Below are 19,286 nucleotides of genomic sequence, written 5' to 3'. Positions count from 1 at the left end.
ATGCGGATCCTTGCGGCGATGAGCGGCGGCGTCGACTCGGCCGTCGCGGCGGCTCGCGCCGTCGACGCCGGTCACGACGTCGTCGGGGTGCACCTGGCGCTCTCTCGCGCCGGCGGGACGCTGCGCGCCGGCAGCCGCGGCTGCTGCACGATCGAGGATGCGATGGACGCCCGTCGCGCGGCCGATCGCCTCGGCATCCCGTTCTACGTCTGGGACTTCTCGGAGCGGTTCCGCGACGACGTGATCGGCGACTTCGTCGCCGAGTACCGCGCGGGACGCACGCCCAACCCCTGCATGCGCTGCAACGAGCGGATCAAGTTCGCGGCGCTGCTCGAGCGCGCGCTCGAGCTCGGGTTCGACGCCGTGTGCACCGGTCACTACGCCACGCTCGTCGACGGGCCCGACGGTCTCGAGCTGCATCGCGCGTCCGACGCCGCGAAGGACCAGTCCTACGTGCTGGGCGTCCTCACCGCCGATCAGCTCGCCCACACCTACTTCCCGCTCGGGCAGACCCCGTCCAAGGCGGTGGTGCGCGCCGAGGCGGAGGCGCGCGGACTGACGGTCGCGCACAAGCCCGACAGTCACGACATCTGCTTCATCCCCGACGGCGACACCCGTGGATGGCTCGCCGAGAAGGTGGGCACCGCGCCCGGGGACATCGTCGATCGCAGCGGCGCCGTCGTGGGCACCCACGAGGGCGCGCACGCGTTCACGGTAGGGCAGCGTCGGGGCCTGCAGCTGGGTGTGCCGGCGCCCGACGGCAAGCCGCGATTCGTGCTCGAGGTGCGCCCGGTGTCCAACACGGTCGTCGTGGGCCCGAAGGAAGCGCTCGCGACGTCCGAGATCGCGGGGGACCGGTTCTCGTGGGCAGGGCGGGCACCGGCCACCGAGGAGTTCGCGTGCGACGTTCAGATCCGCGCCCACGCCGATCCGGTGCCGGCGACCGCCCGCCTGAGCGACGGCACGCTCACGGTGGTTCCGCACAGCCCGTTCGAGGGAGTGGCACCGGGCCAGACGGCGGTGCTGTACGACGGCACGCGCGTGATCGGCCAGTTCACGATCGACCGGACGGTCTCCGCCGTTCCGGTGGACGCCTGAGCGCGGCGGCGCACCGCCGGATGTCGCCGGCCGCTCCTAGACTGACGGAGTGGCAGACGGCGCAGCACCCGACCTTCCCGATCTCGACCTCGAGCAGGCGCGCGACGAAGTCGGCACGCTGACCGAGCGCATCATCCGCGCCCGTGACGCGTACTACGGGGCCGACGCCGAGATCGTCGACGACGCGACCTACGACGAGTGGATGCGGCGGCTCGAGGCGATCGAGCGGCTGCATCCCCAGCTGCAGGGCCAGGACTCGCCGACGCTCAGCGTGGGCGCGGCCTCCGCCACCCTGTTCGCGCCGGTCGAGCACGCCGAGCGGATGCTGAGCCTGGACAACGTGTTCAGCGAAGAGGAGTTCCTGGCGTGGGCCGCCCGCGTCGAGCGCGACGCCGGACGCGCGGTGCACTACCTGTGCGAGCTCAAGATCGACGGCCTGGCGCTGTCGCTGCGCTACGAGCGAGGGCGCCTGGTGTCGGCGGCGACCCGCGGTGACGGCCGCGTCGGCGAGGACGTCACCGAGAACGTCCGGCAGATCGCCGGCATCCCCGAGCGTCTGGCCGGCGAGGGGCACCCCGCCCTCGTCGAGGTGCGGGGCGAGGTGTTCTTCACGGTCGCCGACTTCGAGTCGCTGAACGCCTATCAGGAGTCGATGGGCGACCGGCTGTTCGCCAACCCGCGCAACGCGGCATCCGGTTCCCTCCGGCAGAAGACCGAGGGCAAGAACGAGCGGCAGCTGCAGGCGATGCGCGAACGACTGTCGCGCCTGCGCCTGACCGTGCACGGCGTCGGCGCCTGGCGCAACCCGCCGGTCTCGACGCAGAGCGAGGTCTACGGTCTGCTGAAGTCCTGGGGACTTCCGACCAGCCCGTACTTCCGCGTCGCGTCGTCGGCGGCCGAGGCGGATGCGTTCATCCGCCACTACGGCGAGCACCGTCACGACGTGGAGCACGAGATCGACGGCATCGTGGTCAAGGTCGACGAGCTGGCGCTGCATGACGAGCTCGGCGCCACCAGCCGTGCGCCGCGCTGGGCGATCGCGTTCAAGTACCCGCCGGAGCAGGTCAACACGAAGCTGCTCGACGTCGTGGTCTCGGTCGGCCGCACCGGCCGCGCGACGCCGTTCGCCGTGATGGAGCCGGCACGGGTCGCCGGGTCCGTCGTCCGCCAGGCGACGCTGCACAATCAGGACGTCGTGAAAGCCAAGGGCGTCCTGATCGGCGACACGGTCGTGCTGCGCAAAGCCGGTGACGTCATTCCCGAGGTCCTCGGCCCCGTGGTGGAGCTGCGGGACGGCAGCGAGCGCGCGTTCGTCATGCCATCCGAGTGCCCGGAGTGCGGGTCGCCGCTGGCCCCGGCCAAAGAAGGCGACATCGATCTGCGGTGCCCGAACGCGCGCTCCTGCCCGGCACAGGTGCGCGGGCGCGTCGAGCACATCGGGTCGCGCGGGGCGCTGGACATCGAGGGGCTCGGGGAGGTCTCGGCAGCGGCCCTGACACAGCCGGTCCGTCCTGAGATCCCGCCGCTTGTGACCGAGGCGGGTCTGTTCGACCTGCGGCCCGAGGACCTCTTCGGCATCGACGTGGTGGTCCGGGATGCCGAGACCGGGCTGGTGCGGTTGCTCGAGGACGGCTCGCCCGACACCCGCTCGCCGTTCCGCCGCCAGCGCAAGCGCACCGATCCGCCCTTCGACCCGAACGGACCGTTCGACGGCGATGCGTCGCACATCCTCTCCGCGGCGGCCACGCAGCTGCTGGCGAACATCGAGGCGGCCAAGACGAAGGAGCTGTGGCGCTTCCTCGTCGCCCTCAGCATCCGGCACGTCGGCCCCGTCGCCGCGCGCGCCCTCGCCCAGTGGTTCGGGTCGGTCGATGCGATCCGCGCGGCCTCGCGCGACGAGCTGGCGGGCGTCGAGGGCGTGGGCGGCATCATCGCCGACTCGCTCCGCGACTGGTTCGCGGTGGACTGGCATGTCGAGATCGTCGAGCGATGGCGGGCGGCCGGAGCCCAGCTGGCCACGCCCGGGCACCCGGGCCCCGGTGCCGTGTCATCCGGGGGCGGGGTGCTGGAGGGCCTGACCGTGGTCGCGACGGGAAGCCTCGAAGGGTACACGCGCGAGGGGGCGCAGGAGGCCATCATCAGAGCCGGCGGCAAGGCGGCATCCAGCGTGTCGAAGAAGACCGACTTCGTCGCAGCCGGCCCCGGCGCGGGCTCCAAGCTCGCCAAGGCCGAGGAGCTCGGTCTGCGCATCATCGACGCGGCGCAGTTCCATCTCCTCGTCACCCAGGGCCCCGGCGCCCTCGACGGCTAGGAGACGTGCGTGAGTGCGAGAAGGCGCTCACGCACCTGGCGTCGCAGCACCTTCCCGATGAGCGACTTCGGCAGCTCGTCGACGACGAAGATGCGTCGCGGCACCTTGTACGCCGTCAGGATTCCGCGCGCGTAGGAGCGCACCGCCTCGACGTCGATGTCGTCGCCGGGGGAGACGACGATCGCGGCCACGACCTCCTCGCCCGACCGCTCGTTCGGCAGTCCGACGACCGCGACGTCCTCGACCTGGGGGTGCTGGCGGAGCACGTTCTCGACTTCGGTCGGCGCGACGTTGAAGCCGCCGGTGATGATGAGCTCCTTGATGCGGTCCACGATCCGCACGAAGCCGGCGTCGTCGATCGTCACGATGTCACCGGTGCGGAACCACCCGTCGACGAAGACGTCCGCGGTCTCCTCGGGCTTGCCGAAGTAGCCGCCGAAGACCTGCGGGCCGCGGACGAGCAGCTCCCCGGGCTCACCGGGCGCCACGTCGCGGGTCGGCTCGTCGGGGTCGACGACTCTGCACTCGGTGCCCGGAAGCGGCAGCCCCACCGAGCCGGGGACGCGGTTGTCGGCGACGGGATTGGCCATGAGCACGGGCGAGCACTCGCTCAGACCGTAGCCCTCGACGAGGTATCCGCCCGAGGCCTCCTCGAAGGGGACCACGAGCTCATGCGGGAGAGCCATGGCCCCCGAGATCGCGATGCGCGTGCCGGCGAGGGACACGCCCTTCTCACGCGCGGCCTTCAGCAGCCGGTCGGCGATGGGAGGGACCAGCGGCAGGAACGTCGCCGGATGCTTCTTGGTGACCTCGAGCACCATGTCGGGGTCGAACCGCGGGAAGAGCACGAGCCGGGCCCCCATCGACATCGCGAACGTCAGGCACAGCGTCAGCCCGTACGCATGGAACATCGGCAGCACGGCGTAGACGACGCACCCGTCGCCGCGCACGATCGAGGGCACCCACGCTCGCGCCTGTGCCGCATTCGACAGCAGGTTGCGATGCGTGAGGGAGGCGCCCTTGGGGGTCCCGGTCGTTCCGCTGGTGTACTGGATGAGCGCGAGATCGTCCGTCGCCGGCCGCGGGTGCGTTGCCGGGAGGGGAGCGGATCCCACCAGGTCCTCCCACGGCAGGGTTCCCGAGACGCGCTCGTGCAGCGCCTGTCGCGCCTGTCGCGCCTTCGCGAGCGGAAGCCGCAGGGCGGCGCGCGTGGTCAGCGGCATCGCCTTCGTCACATCCACCGATATGAGGCTGGCGACGGCGAGATCGGCCGGGAACTCCTGGACCGTCCGCACGACCTTCGTCCACACGATCGCGTGCCTCGCGCCGTGATCCTCGAACTGCTTGCGCAGCTCACGCGGCGTGTAGAGCGGGTTGTGCTCCACCACCACGGCGCCCAGCCGCAGGATCGCGTAGAAGGCGACGATGTGCTGAGGACAGTTCGGGAGCACGATGGCCACGCGATCGCCCGCGCGCACGCCCTGCGCGCGCAGGCCCGCAGCTGCCCGGTCGATCTGCTCCGACAGGCTCCGGTACGACGTCGTGCGACCGAAGAACTGCAGCGCGGGGACCTCGGGATAATCCCGCGCCGACGCCTCGACGATGTCCACGAGGGAACCGGTCACCGGCTCCAGATCGGCCGGGACGCCTTCGGCGTAGCTGGCGATCCACGGGCGCGGCGGGTGGTAGGTCGTCACGCGCTCAGCCTACGCCCGCGCCCGGCGCGCCCCCGGCTGCGGCCGTGGGCGCTCGCCCTCCGCGAATAGAATGTCCGGGTGTCTGAAATCACCCCCGATCTCGTGCGCCATCTCGGTGTGCTCGCCCGGATCCGCCTGAGCGACGACGAGGTCCAGCGCCTCACCGGTCAGCTCGACGTGATCGTCGACAACATCGCGAAGGTCTCGGAGGTCGCCACGCCGGACGTCGCCGCCACGAGCCACCCGATCGCGATGCAGAACGTCTTCCGTCCCGACGCGGTCGGCGACATGCTGACGCCCGCGCAGGTGCTGCACAACGCGCCGGATGCCGCGGACGGGCGATTCCGGGTGACGGCCATCCTGGGCGAAGAGCAGTAAGGGGCGCACCGTGACCGATCTGACAAGGCTCAGCGCCGCCGCGCTCGCCGACAAGCTCGCCGCGGGCGAGGTCTCCAGCGTCGAGGCGACGCAGGCGCACCTGGACCGCATCGCCGCCGTGGACGGCGACATCCACGCGTTCCTCCACGTCAGCGACCACGCTCTCGATGTCGCCGGCGACATCGACCGTCGCCGCTCCTCCGGTGACGAGCTCGGCCCGCTCGCCGGTGTGCCGCTGGCCATCAAGGACGTCCTGGTCACCACCGACATGCCCTCCACGAGCGGATCGCGGATCCTCGAGGGCTTCATGTCGCCGTACGACGCCACGGTGGTCGCCAGGTCGCGCGCGGCCGGGCTGGTGCCCCTGGGCAAGACCAACATGGACGAATTCGCCATGGGATCGTCCACCGAGCACTCGGCCTACGGGCCCACCCGCAACCCGTGGGATCTGGAGCGCATCCCGGGTGGCTCCGGCGGTGGCTCCGCCGCCGCCGTCGCGGCCTTCGAGGCGCCGCTGGCGCTGGGGTCGGACACCGGCGGGTCGATCCGCCAGCCCGCTCACGTGACCGGCACGGTGGGGGTGAAGCCGACGTACGGCGGCGTCAGCCGCTACGGCGCGATCGCCCTGGCGTCGTCGCTGGACCAGGTCGGCCCGGTGACCCGGACCGTCCTGGACGCGGGACTGCTGCACGACGTGATCGCCGGCCACGACCCGCACGACTCCACATCGCTCGACCGCGAGTGGCCCTCGTTCGCCGCCGCCGCACGGGAAGGTGCGACCGGCGAGATCCTCAAGGGGCTCAAGGTCGGCGTGATCGCCGAGCTGCCCGACAGCGGCTTCCAGGCCGGCGTATCGGGGTCCTTCCGTGCGGCGCTGGCGGCGATGGAGGCGCAGGGCGCCGAGATCGTCGAGGTGAGCGCGCCCCACTTCGAGTACGGCGTGGCCGCGTACTACCTCATCCTGCCGGCCGAGGCATCCAGCAATCTCGCGAAGTTCGACTCCGTGCGCTTCGGGCTGCGCGTGGACGTGCCGGGCGGAACCGTCGAGGACGTCATGGCGAAGACCCGCGACGCCGGCTTCGGCGACGAGGTCAAGCGGCGGATCATCCTCGGCACCTATGCGCTGTCGGCGGGGTACTACGACGCCTACTACGGCTCTGCCCAGAAGGTGCGCACGCTCATCCAGCGCGACTTCGCCGACGCGTTCTCGCGCGTGGACGTCATCGCCACGCCCTCGGCGCCGACCACCGCGTTCCGGCTGGGCGAGAAGATCGACGACCCGCTGCAGATGTACTTGAACGACGTGACGACCATCCCGGCGAACCTCGCCGGAGTCCCGGGCATCTCGGTCCCCTCAGGACTGGCGGCCGAGGACGGCCTGCCGGTGGGCATCCAGTTCCTGGCGCCCGCTCACGAGGACGCGCGACTGTACCGCGTCGGCGCGGCACTGGAGGCGCTGCTGGTCGACTCGTGGGGCGGGGCCCTGCTGGACCGCGCTCCCGCGCTGGGATCGACGCACGCACCGATCGGGGAGGGCCGCTGATGGCGAAGGACAAGCTGATGGACTTCGACAAGGCACTCGAACTGTACGAGCCCGTGCTCGGCTTCGAGGTCCACGTCGAGCTGAACACCCGGACGAAGATGTTCTCGGCCGCGGCCAACCCCGCCAACTCGGCCAACCACGGCGCGGAGCCGAACACCCTGGTCGCGCCCGTGGACATGGGCCTGCCGGGCGCACTGCCCGTGGTCAACGAGACCGCCGTGCGGTACTCCATCAGCCTAGGGCTCGCGCTGGGCTGTTCGATCGCGCCGTCGAGCCGGTTCGCGCGGAAGAACTACTTCTACCCCGACCTCGGCAAGAACTATCAGATCTCGCAGTACGACGAGCCGATCGCCTTCGAAGGGCGGATCGAGGTGGAGCTCGCCGACGGCACCATGTTCGAGGTGCCGATCGAGCGCGCCCACATGGAGGAGGACGCCGGCAAGCTGACCCACGTCGGCGGGTCGACCGGCCGTATCCACGGCGCGGAGTACTCGCTCGTCGACTACAACCGCGCGGGCGTGCCGCTTGTCGAGATCGTCACGAAGCCGATCGTCGGCGCCGAGCATCGGGCGCCCGAGCTGGCCAAGGCCTACGTGCAGACGATCCGCGACATCGTGCTCGCGCTGGGGATCTCCGACGCCCGCATGGAGCGCGGCAACCTGCGCTGCGACGCCAACGTCTCGCTGCGCCCGCGTGGCCAGGAGAAGCTCGGCACGCGTACGGAGACCAAGAACGTCAACTCCATGCGCTCCGTGGAGCGTGCCGTGCGGTACGAGATCCAGCGGCAGGCTGCGATCCTCGCCGCAGGCGGCACGATCACGCAGGAGACCCGTCACTGGCACGAGGACACGGGCACCACCTCGCCCGGTCGCCCCAAGTCGGATGCCGACGACTACCGGTACTTCCCGGAGCCGGACCTCTTGCCCGTCGCGCCGGCGCCCGAGCTCATCGAGCAGCTGCGCGCCGCGCTGCCCGAGCCGCCGGCCGCGCGCCGTCGCCGCCTGCAGAACGACTGGGGCTTCGCCGACATCGAGTTCCGGGGCGTCGTCAACGCCGGCCTCCTCGCCGAAGTCGAGGCGACGATCGCCGCGGGCGCGTCGCCGGCTGCCGCACGCAAGTGGTGGACCGGCGAGATCCTCCGCATCGCCAACGCCGAGGGCAAGGACGCGGCCGAACTGGTCGAGCCCGCCGCCGTGGCGGAGCTGCAGAAGCTCGTGGACGCCGGGACTCTCACCGACAAGCTCGCCCGCCAGGTGCTCGAGGGCATGGTGGCGGGGGAGGGGACGCCCCAGCAGATCGTGGACGCGCGGGGCCTCGCGGTCGTATCGGACGACGGTGCGCTCATCGCCGCGATCGACGATGCGCTGGCCTCCCAGCCGGACGTGCTGGAGAAGATCCGGGACGGCAAGGTCCAGGCGGCGGGAGCGATCATCGGCGCGGTGATGAAGGCCATGCGCGGACAGGCGGATGCCGCGCGGGTGCGTGAGCTCGTCCTCGAGCGCGCAGGCGGCGGCGGCGCGTAGCGCCGGCAGCGGCACGTCGCAGCCGCCGCGCCGCGTGTCGAGCGGGGTGTCGGCGGCAGCGGGAAGAATGGGAGCATGGGACGCGGCGACGGGACGGGGAGGCTCGTCTCGCCGGAGGACGCCGATGACACCGGCACCGGCATCCTGCACGTCGACATGGACGCCTTCTACGCGTCGGTGGAGGTCCTGGATGACCCCACCCTCAGAGGCAAGCCGCTCATCGTGGGCGGTTTCGAGGGACGCGGCGTCGTCTCCAGCGCGTCCTACGAGGCCCGGCGCTTCGGCGTGAGGTCGGCGATGTCGGTCGGGCAGGCCTTGCGCCTGTGTCCGACGGCCATCACCGTGCGCCCGAGGTTCGAGCGCTACCTGGAGCTGTCGGGGCACGTGATGCGGATCTTCCACGACTTCACCCCGCTGGTCGAGCCGCTGTCCATCGACGAGGCGTTCCTCGACGTCCGCGGTGCGCGGCGGCTGTGGGGCAGTCCGGGCACCATCGCACGACTGCTGCGTCAGCGGGTCCTCGACGAGACGGGTCTCACGTGCAGCGTCGGGGTGGCCGCCACCAAGCACGTCGCGAAGATGGCCTCGACGCAGAGCAAGCCGGACGGTCTGCTCATCGTCCCCGAAGCGGCCACCGCCGACTATCTGGCGGGTCAGCCGGTCCGTGCGCTGTGGGGTGTCGGACCCAAGGCGTCGGAGGCACTGGAGGGACGCGGCATCCGCACCGTCGCCGACATCCTGCAGACACCGCGGTCCGTGCTCGAGCGCGCGCTCGGGCCGGCGATGGGCGATCGGGTATGGCACCTCGCCCGCGGGCTGGACGCACGGCGCGTCGACACCGAGCGGGTCGAGAAGAGCGTGGGGCACGAGGAGACGTTCTTCCAGGACATCGCCGACCCGGCGGTGCTGCGCTCGGAACTGAGGCGCCTGGCCGACCGGGTCGGCGCACGGCTGCGCAAGCACGGCTGGGAGGCGGCCACCATCTCGATCAAAGTCCGGTTCGCCGACTTCACCACCATCACGCGCTCTCAGACTCTTGCCGAGCCGACGGCGGTCGGGCAGCGCATCGGCGACGCCGCGCACGAACTCTTCGACGGCATCCAGGAGCGCATGCCCGTCCGCCTCGTCGGCGTGCGCGCCGAGAAGCTCAAGCCCGCCGGCTCCGCTGCGCTGACGCTGTGGGACGACGATGAGGAATGGCGCCGGGTCGAAGGGGCCCTCGACGACGCCACGGCGCGCTTCGGCAGGGGAGCGGTCACGAGGGCGACGCTGCTCGGACGATCCCGTGGCGGCACGTCGCTGCCCTCCCACCCGCGCGCGGAGCGGCCACCCGAGCACTGATGCCGGCGCCGTCGCGGAAGTCCGGCTGTGCAGGTCCACGTCCGCCCGCTACCGTGGAGCCATGCCCAACATCGCACTGGAACTCGGCAGGCAGACGGCGTCGATCGGCGTCAGAAGCGTCTACGGCGAGCAGCAGGACATCGACGGCGTCCGGCTGATCCCCGTCGCGTTGGTCTGGACCGGCTTCGGCGGCGGTTCCGACGAGGCGGGCAACGGAGGCGGCGGGGGCGGCGGCTACGCGATCCCCGTCGGCGCCTACATCCGCAAGGGCGACGACGTGCGCTTCGAACCGAACCTCGTCGCGCTGCTCGCCGTCGCGGTGCCGTTCGTGCTCGTCGCAGGTCGCGCGCTCAGCCGTGTCATCCGCGCCCTCAAGAAGTAGCGTCGACCCGGTCGCCCTCTCGCTCGAGGCCGCGGCCGCGCGCCTGGCCTCCGCCGTGACCGAGGTGGCGGCATCCAATCCGGTGGTGCTCCTCGACGGTCGCAGCGGCGCGGGGAAGACATCGCTCGCACGCGCCCTGGTGGCGCGCTGGCCGCTCGCCGGACGCGTCCAGCTCGTCGCGCTGGACTCGCTCTACCCGGGGTGGGACGGACTGGAGGAAGGCGTCGCGCTGGCGCTCGAGCACATCCTGATCCCGCATGCACGCGGACTCATCGGCGTGTGGCAGCGGTGGGACTGGGAGGCGGTCGCGCCCGCGGAGGCGCACGCCGTGGACCCGTCACTCCCGCTGATCGTGGAGGGCGTGGGAATCCTCACTCCGGCGACCGCGAAGCTGGGCGACGTGAGGGTGTGGCTGGAGTCCCCGGCGGCGTCGCGCCGCCACCGTGCGCTCACCCGTGACGGCGACGCCTACCGGCCGCACTGGGATCGGTGGGCCCGTCAGGAGGAGGCGCACGTGGCCCGTCACGCGCCGACGAGCCTCGCGACCCACGTGTTCGACATCCCGTGAGACGGAGTCAGTCCTCGTCGTCCATCGCGGCGACCAGCCCATCCAGCCGGTAGCCCAGCCAGTCGTACACGCCGAAGCGCGGATCGTCGGAGTCATGGTCCTCGGGGCGTGCGATCCCCAGGCGCGTGGCCAGGACGAGGCGGATCGCCGCGAGCGTGCGCAGCCACGCCCGTGCTGTGGCGCCGTCGAGACGGATCGTGACCATCTCGAGCAGTGCCGGGTCGTCGGGGTCGTCGGAGATCGCCGCGGCCTCGCCGAGGGATGCCAGCACGATGCCGGCGTCCGAGCGGCGCCGTTCGAGGAGGTCCGCCTCGGTGAGCGCGCGGAACTCGCGGGCGGCGTCCGTGTCGTCGTAGCCCGGCGGCACGATTCGCTCGATCGCGGGGTCGCCGCTGCGGCCATCCGTCTCGCGGAGCAGGTCGTCGAACTGCGTGACGAGATCGGCGAGGTGCGCAGCCTCGAGCCGGGCCACCTCCATGATCACGGTGCGATCGCTCATCGCGGGGCCTGCCGCACCGTCGCCCAGAGGCCGTAGTCGTGCATCGCCTGAGCGTGCAGCTCCATGCGTTCGCGCGGGCCCTCTGCCACGACGGCCGAACCCTCGTTGTGGACCTTCAGCATGAGGCGCTCCGCCTCGGCCCTGGGGAACCCGAAGTACTCGCGGAACACATGCGTCACGTAGCTCATGAGGTTGACCGGGTCGTCCCAGACCACCGTCTGCCACGGGCGCTCGGGCTCGACGGCGTCGCCCGTGGCGACGTCCTCCTCGACGGCGGGGGTCACCAGCGGCGCCATCAAGCCCACCCCAGCTCGTGGAGGCGCTCGTCGTCGATGCCGTAGTAGTGCGCGATCTCGTGGACGAGCGTGGTGTGGATCTCGTCTCGCAGCGCCTTCTCGTCCGCGGACACGGCCAGATGCGCCTCGCGGTAGAGGATGATCCGGTCGGGGAGCTCCCCGACCCCGTAACGGTCGCGCTCGGTCAGTGCGTGTCCGTCATAGAGCCCGAGAAGGTCCAGACCGCCGTCGTCGGAGCGGTCCTCGACGACGAACACGACATTGTCCAGCCCCTCGACCATGTCGTCGGGGAGGGCGTCCAACTCGTCGACCACGAGTCGCTCGAAGGTCGCGGCATCCATCTCCATCATGATGCCTCGGCAGACGATCCGAGCGTCGCGCGCGAGGCGACGCGGATCGAAGTCTTGGGGTGAGTAACGGGACTTGAACCCGCGACCCCCTGGACCACAACCAGGTGCTCTACCAACTGAGCTATACCCACCATGTCTCCCGCTCGCGCGGGCAACCACACGATTCTCTCACACCTCAGGCGCAAACGACGAAACGACAGCCGCCGCAGCCGCGCGCGCGCCGTCGCTGGTCGGGCCGGGCTCGGGGACGAAGACCGCCTGCCGATAGTACGCGAGCTCACGGATCGACTCGAGGATGTCGGCGAGTGCCCGGTGGCCGCCGTCCTTCGCCGGCGCGTGGATGTAGGCGCGCGGGTACCAGCGGCGCGCAAGCTCCTTGATGCTCGAGACGTCGACGTTGCGATAGTGCAGCCATCGATCCACACGCGGCATGTACTTCGCGAGGAACATCCGGTCGGTTCCGATCGTGTTGCCGGCGAGCGGCGCCTTGCCTTCCAGCGGCACGAAGCGCTGGATGTACTCGAGCACCTGGAACTCGGCGTCGGCGAGGCTGACCCCGTGGGGGATCTCATCGAGCAGGCCGGACGTGCGATGCATGTTCGTCACGAACTCGCTCATGTTCTCGAGCGCCGACGCGTCGGGCTTGATGACGACGTGGAAGCCGGGGTCGAGGGGGCGCAGTTCGAAGTCCGTGACCACGACGGCGATCTCGACCAGCTCGTCGACCGCGAGGTCGAGGCCGGTCATCTCGCAATCGATCCAGACCAGACGATCGTTCTCGGACGCTCCCACCATGTCGTCCATACTATTGACGCCCCCCGACGGCGGGTGCGAGCCGCTCGGACCGGGGAACGCGGTGGTCGATCCCGACGAGCCCCTCCGGGAGGATTCGAACCCCCGACCTGGCGGGTAGAAGCCGCTCGCTCTGTCCCCTGAGCTACGGAGGGAAGGGTGGGACCACCAGGCTACCGGGTCCCGGTGGGGCCGATCGACCTGGCGCGGGGGCCCGTTCGGGCGTACGGTCGGTGACGAGCCGTTCGAGAGGAGTTCAACGATGAGCACCATCCAGACGCACCATCCCCTGTGGGTCGCCTACGGCGCTGCCGGCGTCGTCGGCAGCATCCGGAAGACCGAGGAGGGCTACACGGTGACGATGGCCGGGGCGGATGCCGCCGCCGGCACGTACCCGACGATGGATGTGGCGAAGAGCGCTCTGCACGCGCGGATGAAGCCGGGCAGCGACTGGCCGGAGTTCCGCGAGCACTGAGCCCGCGTCACGTCGCCCGCACCGGTCGCCGCCCGCGGGGCGCGCGGCTGGTGTCCAGCAGCGGCAGTGCGACGTGCACGAGCGGGCCGATGAGGACCGCGAACAGGACGGTTCCGATGCCGACGGTGCCTCCGAGGAGCCAGCCGATGACCAGGACCGAGACCTCGACGAGCGCTCGGCACGCCCAGATCGGCCAGCCCAGGCGTGCGTTCATGCCTGTCATGAGGCCGTCCCGCGGGCCGGGCCCGAAGCGTGCGCCGATGTAGAGGCCGGACGCCAGAGCCACCAGGACGATCCCGGCCAGGAGGACCGCGGCCTGGGCGACGAAGCCGTGGACGGGCGGCACCACCCACAACGTGGCCTGCATGCTCGTGCCGACGAGCAGGATGTTGGCGATCGTCCCGACGCCCGGCCGCTGGCGCAACGGGATCCACAGCAGCAGCACCAGGAAGCCGAGGAGATTCGTGACCCAGCCGATGCCGATGCCGCTGTGGAGCGAGATCCCCTGCGCGAACACGGTCCAGGGATCGACGCCGAGACCGGCTTCGATCGTCAGCGCGCACCCGGCGCCATAGAGGAACAGACCGAGGAGCAACTGAACGATACGACGGGGCATAGCGCCATCCAATCGCACGATTGGCTCGTACTGGACAGGCCAATTGCACTAGCCTGGCCCTCATGGATTCCCGTGTGTCGGCTCGGACCTTGGCCAACGCTCTGGGCGGATGGCGGACCAGAGAGCCGGCGTACGAGGCGCTGGCCGACGGCATCCGGCTGCTGTGCCTGGACAACAGGATCGCGCCGCGCACGTCTCTCCCTGCGGAGCGGGAGCTCGCCACGGCCCTCCAGGTCAGCCGCAGCACCGTCGCAGCGGCGTACCGGAGCCTCCGGGAGACAGGCCATATCCGGAGCCTGCGCGGATCCGGCAGCGTGACCCGCCCGCTCGGCAGCCGCGACCCCGGGCGCGCATACCCCGGCGACGGCATGATCGACCTGCAGCAGGCGAGTCCGCCGGCATGGCCGGGGCTGGCGGGCGTGATCGCGGAGGTGGCGTCCGCGGCTCCGTCGCTGGTCGCACGCGTCGGCTACGACGTGCTCGGCCGACCCGAGCTGCGAGCCGCGATCGCGCGCCGCTACGAGCAGCGAGGGATCCCGACGACGCCCGACGAGGTGCTGGTCACCACCGGCGCCCAGAGCGCCATCCATCTCGTGTCGTCGGTCCTCCTCGGGCGCGGTGACCGGGTTCTCGCCGAGACTCCGACGTATCCGCACGCGGTCGATGCGCTCCGCCGGGCGGGTGCGCGACTGGTCGGCGTGCCGGTGAGCGTCGACGACGGCTGGGACCTGGAGCGAGCGGAGCAGGCGTTCGCAAGAACCCTGCCGGTGATGGCGTATCTCATGCCGGACTTCCAGAACCCGACCGGTCGCACGATGAGCCCTCACGAGCGCGACACGATCCTTCTCGCTGCCGAGCGCGCCGGGACGGTGGTCGTCCTGGACGAGACGACGGCGGACCTCGACATCGACCGCGGGCCGGTTCCCCCCGGATTCCAAGGCGGCGAACCGGGAAGCGTCGTGCGCATCGGCTCCCTCGGCAAGACGGTCTGGGGCGGTCTGCGCGTCGGATGGGTCCGCGCCGAGGGGGAGCTGATCCGCCGCCTCGTCGCCGCGCGCCCGGCGCACGACCTCGGAACGCCGGAGCTGGAGCAGGAGGTCGCCGCGCGGGTGCTCTCGGAACTCGACACGATCGTCGCGCAACGATCCACGCTGCTGCGGGCCGGCCGCGACGCCCTCGTGGACGCGCTCACGCTCCACCTTCCCCGGTGGCGCCTGCCGCAGGTGCACGGCGGCGTCGCCCTGTGGCTGGGGCTGCACGCGCCGCTGAGTTCGGCGCTCGTCATCGAGGCGCGCTCCCGGGGCGTGCTTCTGACGGCGGGTCCGCGTTTCTCCATCGACGGCGGCCATGACCGGCGTCTTCGCATACCCTTCACGGCACCCCCGGAGGAACTGACGCGTGCGGCCGAGGTGCTGGCGGAGGCGTGGGAGCAGGTGACGTCGGCGGCACCGATGGCGGTGGTCGATCCGGTGGGCGCCGTCGTCTGAGCCGCGTGAGCGGCGCCTCAGCGTGCGAAGCGGACGCAGTCGAGGGCGTCGGTCACGCTCCAGAACTCGCCCAGGTCGCGGAAGCTGCGCGAGGGTGGGTGGAACCGCCGCGCCCGGAACCTGACGCCCCCGGCCGCGGCGAGGGCCTGCAGGTGTCCGATCACGCGACCGCTGCGGTCCATGACACGCCACAGCGACGGCGCGGCGGGCGCGAGCCGGAGCGGCACGCCTGGTGGGACCGCCGGTGTCGGGATGTTCTCACGAGTGGTGACTGGCATGTCTTCTCCTCTCGATTCGAACCTATGTACGACCACCGACATCGAGATCGTCGCACCGCCTCCTCCCCAGGGCGTGCGCCGCTCCGGCTTTCCCCAGATCCGGCGCCACTCGGAGTTGTGCGTCGATTCGAGGAGAGGCTGGGTCCACCGCCGGCGTCGTGCGGGCACGCGGCGCCGGCGGGGCCGGAGAGGGTCTCCGGCCATCGAAAGGATGCGACATGAGCGACATGCGGGACACCATCACGATCACCGGCAACCTCGCCGCGGATCCCGAGCTGCGACGAACGCCCGGCGGTGTCGCGATCGCGACGTTCCGCGTCGGCAGCAAGCAGTGGCGCTATGACCGCGCCGCGGGGACGTGGGTCGACGACGGGACCAACTGGTACACCGTCTCGGCGTTCCGCGCTCTCGCCGACCACGCGTTCGCGTCCCTGCGCAAAGGGGATCGCGTCCTGGTGTCGGGGCGGCTGCGACTGCGGGCCTGGGAGACCGAGACGAAGAAGGGCCTGGCGGTGGAGATCGACGCCGACGCCGTCGGACACGATCTGCGGTGGGGCACCACGACGTTCGTGAAGGATGACCGCCGTGCGCCGGGATCGGGACAGGAGGGCTCCTCCGGCGACTGGGCCGTCGAAAGCGCGGACGACTGGGCGGCGCCGGGCGTGGACACCGCCGGACTGGGTTCTCCCGGCGGCGTGCGAAGCGGTGCGGCGACCGAACCGAAGTCCCTCTCCGACGCGCCGTCGGCGGCGCACGCGCCCGGCGGGCCGTCGACCCGTGAGCTCGTGACAGCCGACGCGGAGACGCCGTTCTGACGGTGGGCCGGCTCCGGGTGCGCTCTAGACTCTCACCGTGCCCCGACGACACGACGTTCGCGCGGACCCGCCCACTCGGGTGCTTCCGCGGTGGAAGGCGCTGATCGCCGCGACGCTGCCCCTGTTCGTCCTGGCCGGATGCGCGGCCGAACCGTCGGGGCCGCCGGCGGCACCGACGACGCAGGTCTCGCCGTCCCCGGGGACGACCCAGACGCCCGCTGCCGCGCCCACCATCGTTCCCGACGGCTCCGCCGCCGACAACCTGCCGGTGTTCGCGGATGTCACCGCGCGCGTATGGGCATCCGAGCAGCGCGCATCCGGGCGCGCGTACATCGACGCGCTCGCCTCCGCCGGCTTCGACAAGGGGGCCATGCAGGTCACCGATGACACCTCGACGGTCGGCAATCCGGCCGAGAGCATCCAGTTCTCGGTGCAGTGGGGCGACCAGTGCCTGGTGGGCCAGGTGGGCCCTGCCACGGGAGAGCCGGTCACGGCCATCGTCGCGGCGCTTGCGGAGGGCGGGTGCCTGATCGGCCAGACCCGGCCGATCGACTGGTGACCACGGCGCCGGCCGGGGACGGCCTCGGCCGTCCGGCCGGTAGGCTGGGACGTTGACGTCTGTAGCGCAAGGAGAGCAGAAACCCGCATGGCTGAGTACATCTACCAGATGGTCCGCGCCCGCAAGGCGGTCGGTGAGAAGCTGATCCTCGACGACGTCACGATGGCGTTCCTGCCCGGAGCGAAGATCGGCATGGTCGGGCCCAACGGCGCCGGCAAGTCGACGATCCTCAAGATCATGGCCGGCCTCGATCAGCCTTCCAACGGCGAGGCGAAGCTGAGCCCTGGATTCTCGGTCGGCATCCTCATGCAGGAGCCGGAGCTCGACGAGTCCAAGACGGTGCTGGAGAACATCCAGGAGGGCATCGCGATCAAGGCCAAGGTCGACCGTTTCAACGAGATCTCGGGCCTGATGTCCGACCCGGACGCCGACTTCGACGCGCTCCTGGCCGAGATGGGGACGCTCCAGGAGGAGATCGACGCCGCGGACGCATGGGACCTCGACTCCCAGCTCGAGCAGGCGATGGACGCGCTGCGCACGCCTCCCGGTGACGCCTCCGTGCAGAACCTCTCGGGAGGCGAGAAGCGCCGGGTCGCGCTCACCAAGCTGCTGCTGCAGAAGCCGGACCTGCTGCTGCTGGACGAGCCCACGAACCACCTCGACGCCGAGAGCGTGCTGTGGCTGGAGCAGCACCTGCAGAAGTACCCCGGCGCCGTGATCGCGATCACCCACGACCGCTACTTCCTCGACAACGTCGCCGAGTGGATCGCCGAGGTCGATCGCGGGCGGCTCATCGGGTACGAGGGCAACTACTCGACCTACCTCGAGAAGAAGGCCGAGCGTCTGGAGGTGCAGGGCAAGAAGGACGCCAAGCTCGCCAAGCGCCTCGCGGAGGAGCTCGACTGGGTGCGCTCGAACGCCAAGGGCCGCCAGGCCAAGTCCAAGGCCCGCCTGGCTCGCTACGAGGAGATGGCGGCGGAGGCCGAGCGCACCCGCAAGCTCGACTTCGAGGAGATCCAGATCCCCCCGGGGCCGCGCCTGGGCAGCGTCGTGATCGAGGCGAAGAACCTTCAGAAGGGCTTCGACGGTCGCTCCCTCATCGACGGGCTCAGCTTCAGCCTCCCGCCGAACGGCATCGTCGGTGTGATCGGCCCCAACGGCGTGGGCAAGACCACGCTCTTCAAGACGATCGTGGGGCTCGAGCCGCTGGACGGCGGCGCCCTGAAGATCGGCGAGACCGTCAAGATCAGCTACGTCGACCAGTCGCGCGCCAACATCGACCCCAACAAGACCCTGTGGGAGGTCGTCTCCGACGGCCTCGACATCATCACGGTCGGAAAGACCGAGATCCCGTCCCGCGCGTACGTCTCGAAGTTCGGCTTCAAGGGCCCGGACCAGCAGAAGAAGGCCGGTGTCCTCTCGGGCGGCGAGCGCAACCGGCTGAATCTCGCGCTCACGCTGAAGGAAGGCGGCAACCTGCTGCTGCTGGACGAGCCGACGAACGACCTGGACGTCGAGACGCTGCAGTCGCTCGAGAACGCCCTGCTGGAGTTCCCCGGATGCGCGGTGGTCATCACCCACGACCGGTGGTTCCTCGACCGCATCGCGACGCACATCCTCGCCTACGAGGGCACCGAGGAGGACCCCGACGCGTGGTACTGGTTCGAGGGGAACTTCGAGGCCTACGAGGAGAACAAGGTGGCGCGCCTGGGGCCGGACGCAGCGAAGCCCCACCGCTCGACGTACCGCAAGCTCACCCGTGACTGAGGCGCGGGAGGCGGCCGGCCCTGGCGGCGGCCGCCTCCACATCCCGATCCACCTGCGCTGGGGCGACCTCGACGCCTTCAATCACGTCAACAACACCGCGATGCTCAAGCTCCTCGAGGAGGCGCGCGTCCGCGCGTTCTGGACCCCGGAGGCAGGAGAGCAGGCCCCGCCCACTGCGGTGCTCGAGTCGAGCATCTTCAGCGGCGTCCTGACCCTCATCGCGCGCCAGGAGATCGAGTACCTCGCGCCCGTGCCGTACCAGCGGCATCCGCTGGACGTGCAGATGTGGTTCGGCAAGCTGGGCGGCTCGAGCATCGAGGTCTGCTACGAAATCATGAGCCCGCGTGAGACCGCCGGCGAGACGGGGCAGACGCTGTACGCGCGCGCGACGACAGTGGTGGTGAAGGTGGATGCCGCAAGCGGCCGCCCGCTGCGACTCACGTCCGAGGAGCGTGCGGCGTGGGAGCCGTTCCTCGGGGAGCCGATCCGCTACGCGCACCGGCGCTGAGTC

Annotated in this window: 21 protein-coding genes and 2 tRNA genes; 14 read left to right on the top strand and 9 right to left on the bottom strand. The window is 70.9% G+C overall.

Annotated elements, in window-relative coordinates; genetic code table 11:
- Positions 1 to 1,098 (top strand): tRNA 2-thiouridine(34) synthase MnmA, encoded by a 1,098-nt coding sequence (gene mnmA, locus AC5RVZ_RS16215; RefSeq protein WP_494066793.1) that lies wholly within the window; start codon positions 1 to 3, stop codon positions 1,096 to 1,098.
- A gap of 49 nt (positions 1,099 to 1,147) precedes the next feature.
- On the top strand, positions 1,148 to 3,409 hold the full coding sequence (ligA, locus tag AC5RVZ_RS16210) for an NAD-dependent DNA ligase LigA (protein WP_494066792.1): 2,262 nt from the start codon (positions 1,148 to 1,150) through the stop codon (positions 3,407 to 3,409).
- Here ligA and AC5RVZ_RS16205 read toward each other — a convergent pair.
- Positions 3,406 to 5,106, bottom strand: a complete 1,701-nt coding sequence (locus AC5RVZ_RS16205) for a long-chain-fatty-acid--CoA ligase (protein WP_494066791.1) — start codon at positions 5,104 to 5,106, stop codon at positions 3,406 to 3,408. The genes ligA and AC5RVZ_RS16205 overlap by 4 nt on opposite strands.
- A gap of 78 nt (positions 5,107 to 5,184) precedes the next feature.
- On the opposite strand from AC5RVZ_RS16205, the gene gatC reads away from it, so the two are divergent.
- The 6 genes from gatC (at position 5,185) to AC5RVZ_RS16175 (ending at position 10,841) form a co-directional block, all read left to right on the top strand.
- The gene (gene gatC, locus AC5RVZ_RS16200) at positions 5,185 to 5,484 is read left to right on the top strand and encodes an Asp-tRNA(Asn)/Glu-tRNA(Gln) amidotransferase subunit GatC (protein WP_494066790.1); all 300 of its coding nucleotides are present in this window, start codon (positions 5,185 to 5,187) and stop codon (positions 5,482 to 5,484) included.
- Positions 5,485 to 5,494: 10 nt separating this feature from the next.
- A complete protein-coding gene (gene gatA / locus AC5RVZ_RS16195) occupies positions 5,495 to 7,027 on the top strand; it encodes an Asp-tRNA(Asn)/Glu-tRNA(Gln) amidotransferase subunit GatA (RefSeq protein ID WP_494066789.1) in 1,533 nt (510 codons plus the stop codon).
- Positions 7,027 to 8,550 carry an Asp-tRNA(Asn)/Glu-tRNA(Gln) amidotransferase subunit GatB gene (gene gatB, locus AC5RVZ_RS16190; protein WP_494066788.1) on the top strand — a complete coding sequence of 508 codons (1,524 nt, stop codon included), beginning with the start codon at positions 7,027 to 7,029 and terminating at the stop codon, positions 8,548 to 8,550. The genes gatA and gatB overlap by 1 nt, the downstream gene beginning before the upstream one ends.
- A 75-nt stretch (positions 8,551 to 8,625) precedes the next feature.
- A complete protein-coding gene (gene dinB / locus AC5RVZ_RS16185) occupies positions 8,626 to 9,891 on the top strand; it encodes a DNA polymerase IV (protein WP_494066787.1) in 1,266 nt (421 codons plus the stop codon).
- A 61-nt stretch (positions 9,892 to 9,952) separates the two neighbouring features.
- Positions 9,953 to 10,273, top strand: a complete 321-nt coding sequence (locus tag AC5RVZ_RS16180) for a hypothetical protein (protein ID WP_494066786.1) — start codon at positions 9,953 to 9,955, stop codon at positions 10,271 to 10,273.
- Positions 10,248 to 10,841, top strand: coding sequence for a nucleoside/nucleotide kinase family protein (locus AC5RVZ_RS16175; RefSeq protein WP_494066785.1), 594 nt, complete (start codon positions 10,248 to 10,250; stop codon positions 10,839 to 10,841). Before AC5RVZ_RS16180 ends, AC5RVZ_RS16175 begins: the two co-directional genes overlap by 26 nt.
- Before the next feature lie 7 nt (positions 10,842 to 10,848).
- On the opposite strand, the gene AC5RVZ_RS16170 is transcribed toward AC5RVZ_RS16175, so the two are convergent.
- The 6 genes from AC5RVZ_RS16170 to AC5RVZ_RS16145 all read right to left on the bottom strand — a co-directional run bounded on the left by AC5RVZ_RS16170 (position 10,849) and on the right by AC5RVZ_RS16145 (position 12,933).
- Positions 10,849 to 11,340, bottom strand: coding sequence for a DUF2017 family protein (locus tag AC5RVZ_RS16170; RefSeq protein ID WP_494066784.1), 492 nt, complete (start codon positions 11,338 to 11,340; stop codon positions 10,849 to 10,851).
- Entirely contained in the window at positions 11,337 to 11,645 is a 309-nt protein-coding gene (gene clpS / locus AC5RVZ_RS16165; protein WP_494066783.1) for an ATP-dependent Clp protease adapter ClpS, read from the bottom strand. Before clpS ends, AC5RVZ_RS16170 begins: the two co-directional genes overlap by 4 nt.
- A complete protein-coding gene (locus tag AC5RVZ_RS16160) occupies positions 11,636 to 11,986 on the bottom strand; it encodes a metallopeptidase family protein (protein WP_494066782.1) in 351 nt (116 codons plus the stop codon). Before AC5RVZ_RS16160 ends, clpS begins: the two co-directional genes overlap by 10 nt.
- Before the next feature lie 55 nt (positions 11,987 to 12,041).
- A tRNA-His gene (locus AC5RVZ_RS16155) sits at positions 12,042 to 12,117 on the bottom strand.
- 37 nt (positions 12,118 to 12,154) lie between these two features.
- Complete coding sequence (orn, locus tag AC5RVZ_RS16150; RefSeq protein WP_494066781.1) at positions 12,155 to 12,781, bottom strand: oligoribonuclease; 627 nt, start codon at positions 12,779 to 12,781, stop codon at positions 12,155 to 12,157.
- A gap of 79 nt (positions 12,782 to 12,860) precedes the next feature.
- Positions 12,861 to 12,933 (bottom strand) — tRNA-Arg (locus AC5RVZ_RS16145).
- A gap of 107 nt (positions 12,934 to 13,040) precedes the next feature.
- On the opposite strand from AC5RVZ_RS16145, the gene AC5RVZ_RS16140 reads away from it, so the two are divergent.
- A complete protein-coding gene (locus tag AC5RVZ_RS16140; RefSeq protein WP_494066780.1) occupies positions 13,041 to 13,253 on the top strand; it encodes a methyltransferase in 213 nt (70 codons plus the stop codon).
- 7 nt (positions 13,254 to 13,260) lie between these two features.
- Here AC5RVZ_RS16140 and yczE read toward each other — a convergent pair whose 3' ends face one another.
- On the bottom strand, positions 13,261 to 13,869 hold the full coding sequence (gene yczE, locus AC5RVZ_RS16135) for a membrane protein YczE (RefSeq protein ID WP_494066779.1): 609 nt from the start codon (positions 13,867 to 13,869) through the stop codon (positions 13,261 to 13,263).
- A 62-nt stretch (positions 13,870 to 13,931) separates the two neighbouring features.
- Between yczE and yczR the strand changes: the two genes are divergently transcribed.
- A complete protein-coding gene (gene yczR, locus AC5RVZ_RS16130; RefSeq protein ID WP_494066778.1) occupies positions 13,932 to 15,356 on the top strand; it encodes a MocR-like transcription factor YczR in 1,425 nt (474 codons plus the stop codon).
- Between the two features lie 17 nt (positions 15,357 to 15,373).
- Here the strand turns inward: yczR and AC5RVZ_RS16125 are convergent, their stop codons facing one another.
- Positions 15,374 to 15,634 (bottom strand): hypothetical protein, encoded by a 261-nt coding sequence (locus AC5RVZ_RS16125; RefSeq protein WP_494066777.1) that lies wholly within the window; start codon positions 15,632 to 15,634, stop codon positions 15,374 to 15,376.
- A gap of 218 nt (positions 15,635 to 15,852) precedes the next feature.
- On the opposite strand from AC5RVZ_RS16125, the gene ssb reads away from it, so the two are divergent.
- The 4 genes from ssb to AC5RVZ_RS16105 all read left to right on the top strand — a co-directional run bounded on the left by ssb (position 15,853) and on the right by AC5RVZ_RS16105 (position 19,283).
- Positions 15,853 to 16,449: a single-stranded DNA-binding protein gene (ssb, locus tag AC5RVZ_RS16120; RefSeq protein WP_494066776.1), complete on the top strand. Its 597-nt coding sequence runs from the start codon at positions 15,853 to 15,855 to the stop codon at positions 16,447 to 16,449.
- A 37-nt stretch (positions 16,450 to 16,486) separates the two neighbouring features.
- A complete protein-coding gene (locus tag AC5RVZ_RS16115; RefSeq protein WP_494066775.1) occupies positions 16,487 to 17,008 on the top strand; it encodes a DUF6993 domain-containing protein in 522 nt (173 codons plus the stop codon).
- A gap of 87 nt (positions 17,009 to 17,095) precedes the next feature.
- Complete coding sequence (gene ettA / locus AC5RVZ_RS16110; RefSeq protein ID WP_494066774.1) at positions 17,096 to 18,775, top strand: energy-dependent translational throttle protein EttA; 1,680 nt, start codon at positions 17,096 to 17,098, stop codon at positions 18,773 to 18,775.
- Positions 18,768 to 19,283: an acyl-CoA thioesterase gene (locus tag AC5RVZ_RS16105; protein WP_494066773.1), complete on the top strand. Its 516-nt coding sequence runs from the start codon at positions 18,768 to 18,770 to the stop codon at positions 19,281 to 19,283. The genes ettA and AC5RVZ_RS16105 overlap by 8 nt, the downstream gene beginning before the upstream one ends.
- Positions 19,284 to 19,286: the final 3 nt, after the last annotated feature.

It is taken from the genome of Arthrobacter sp. Cza30 (assembly GCF_059090765.1).
The sequence above is the reverse complement of the archived record's forward strand: the minus strand, read 5'-3'. Positions and strand labels throughout refer to the sequence as shown.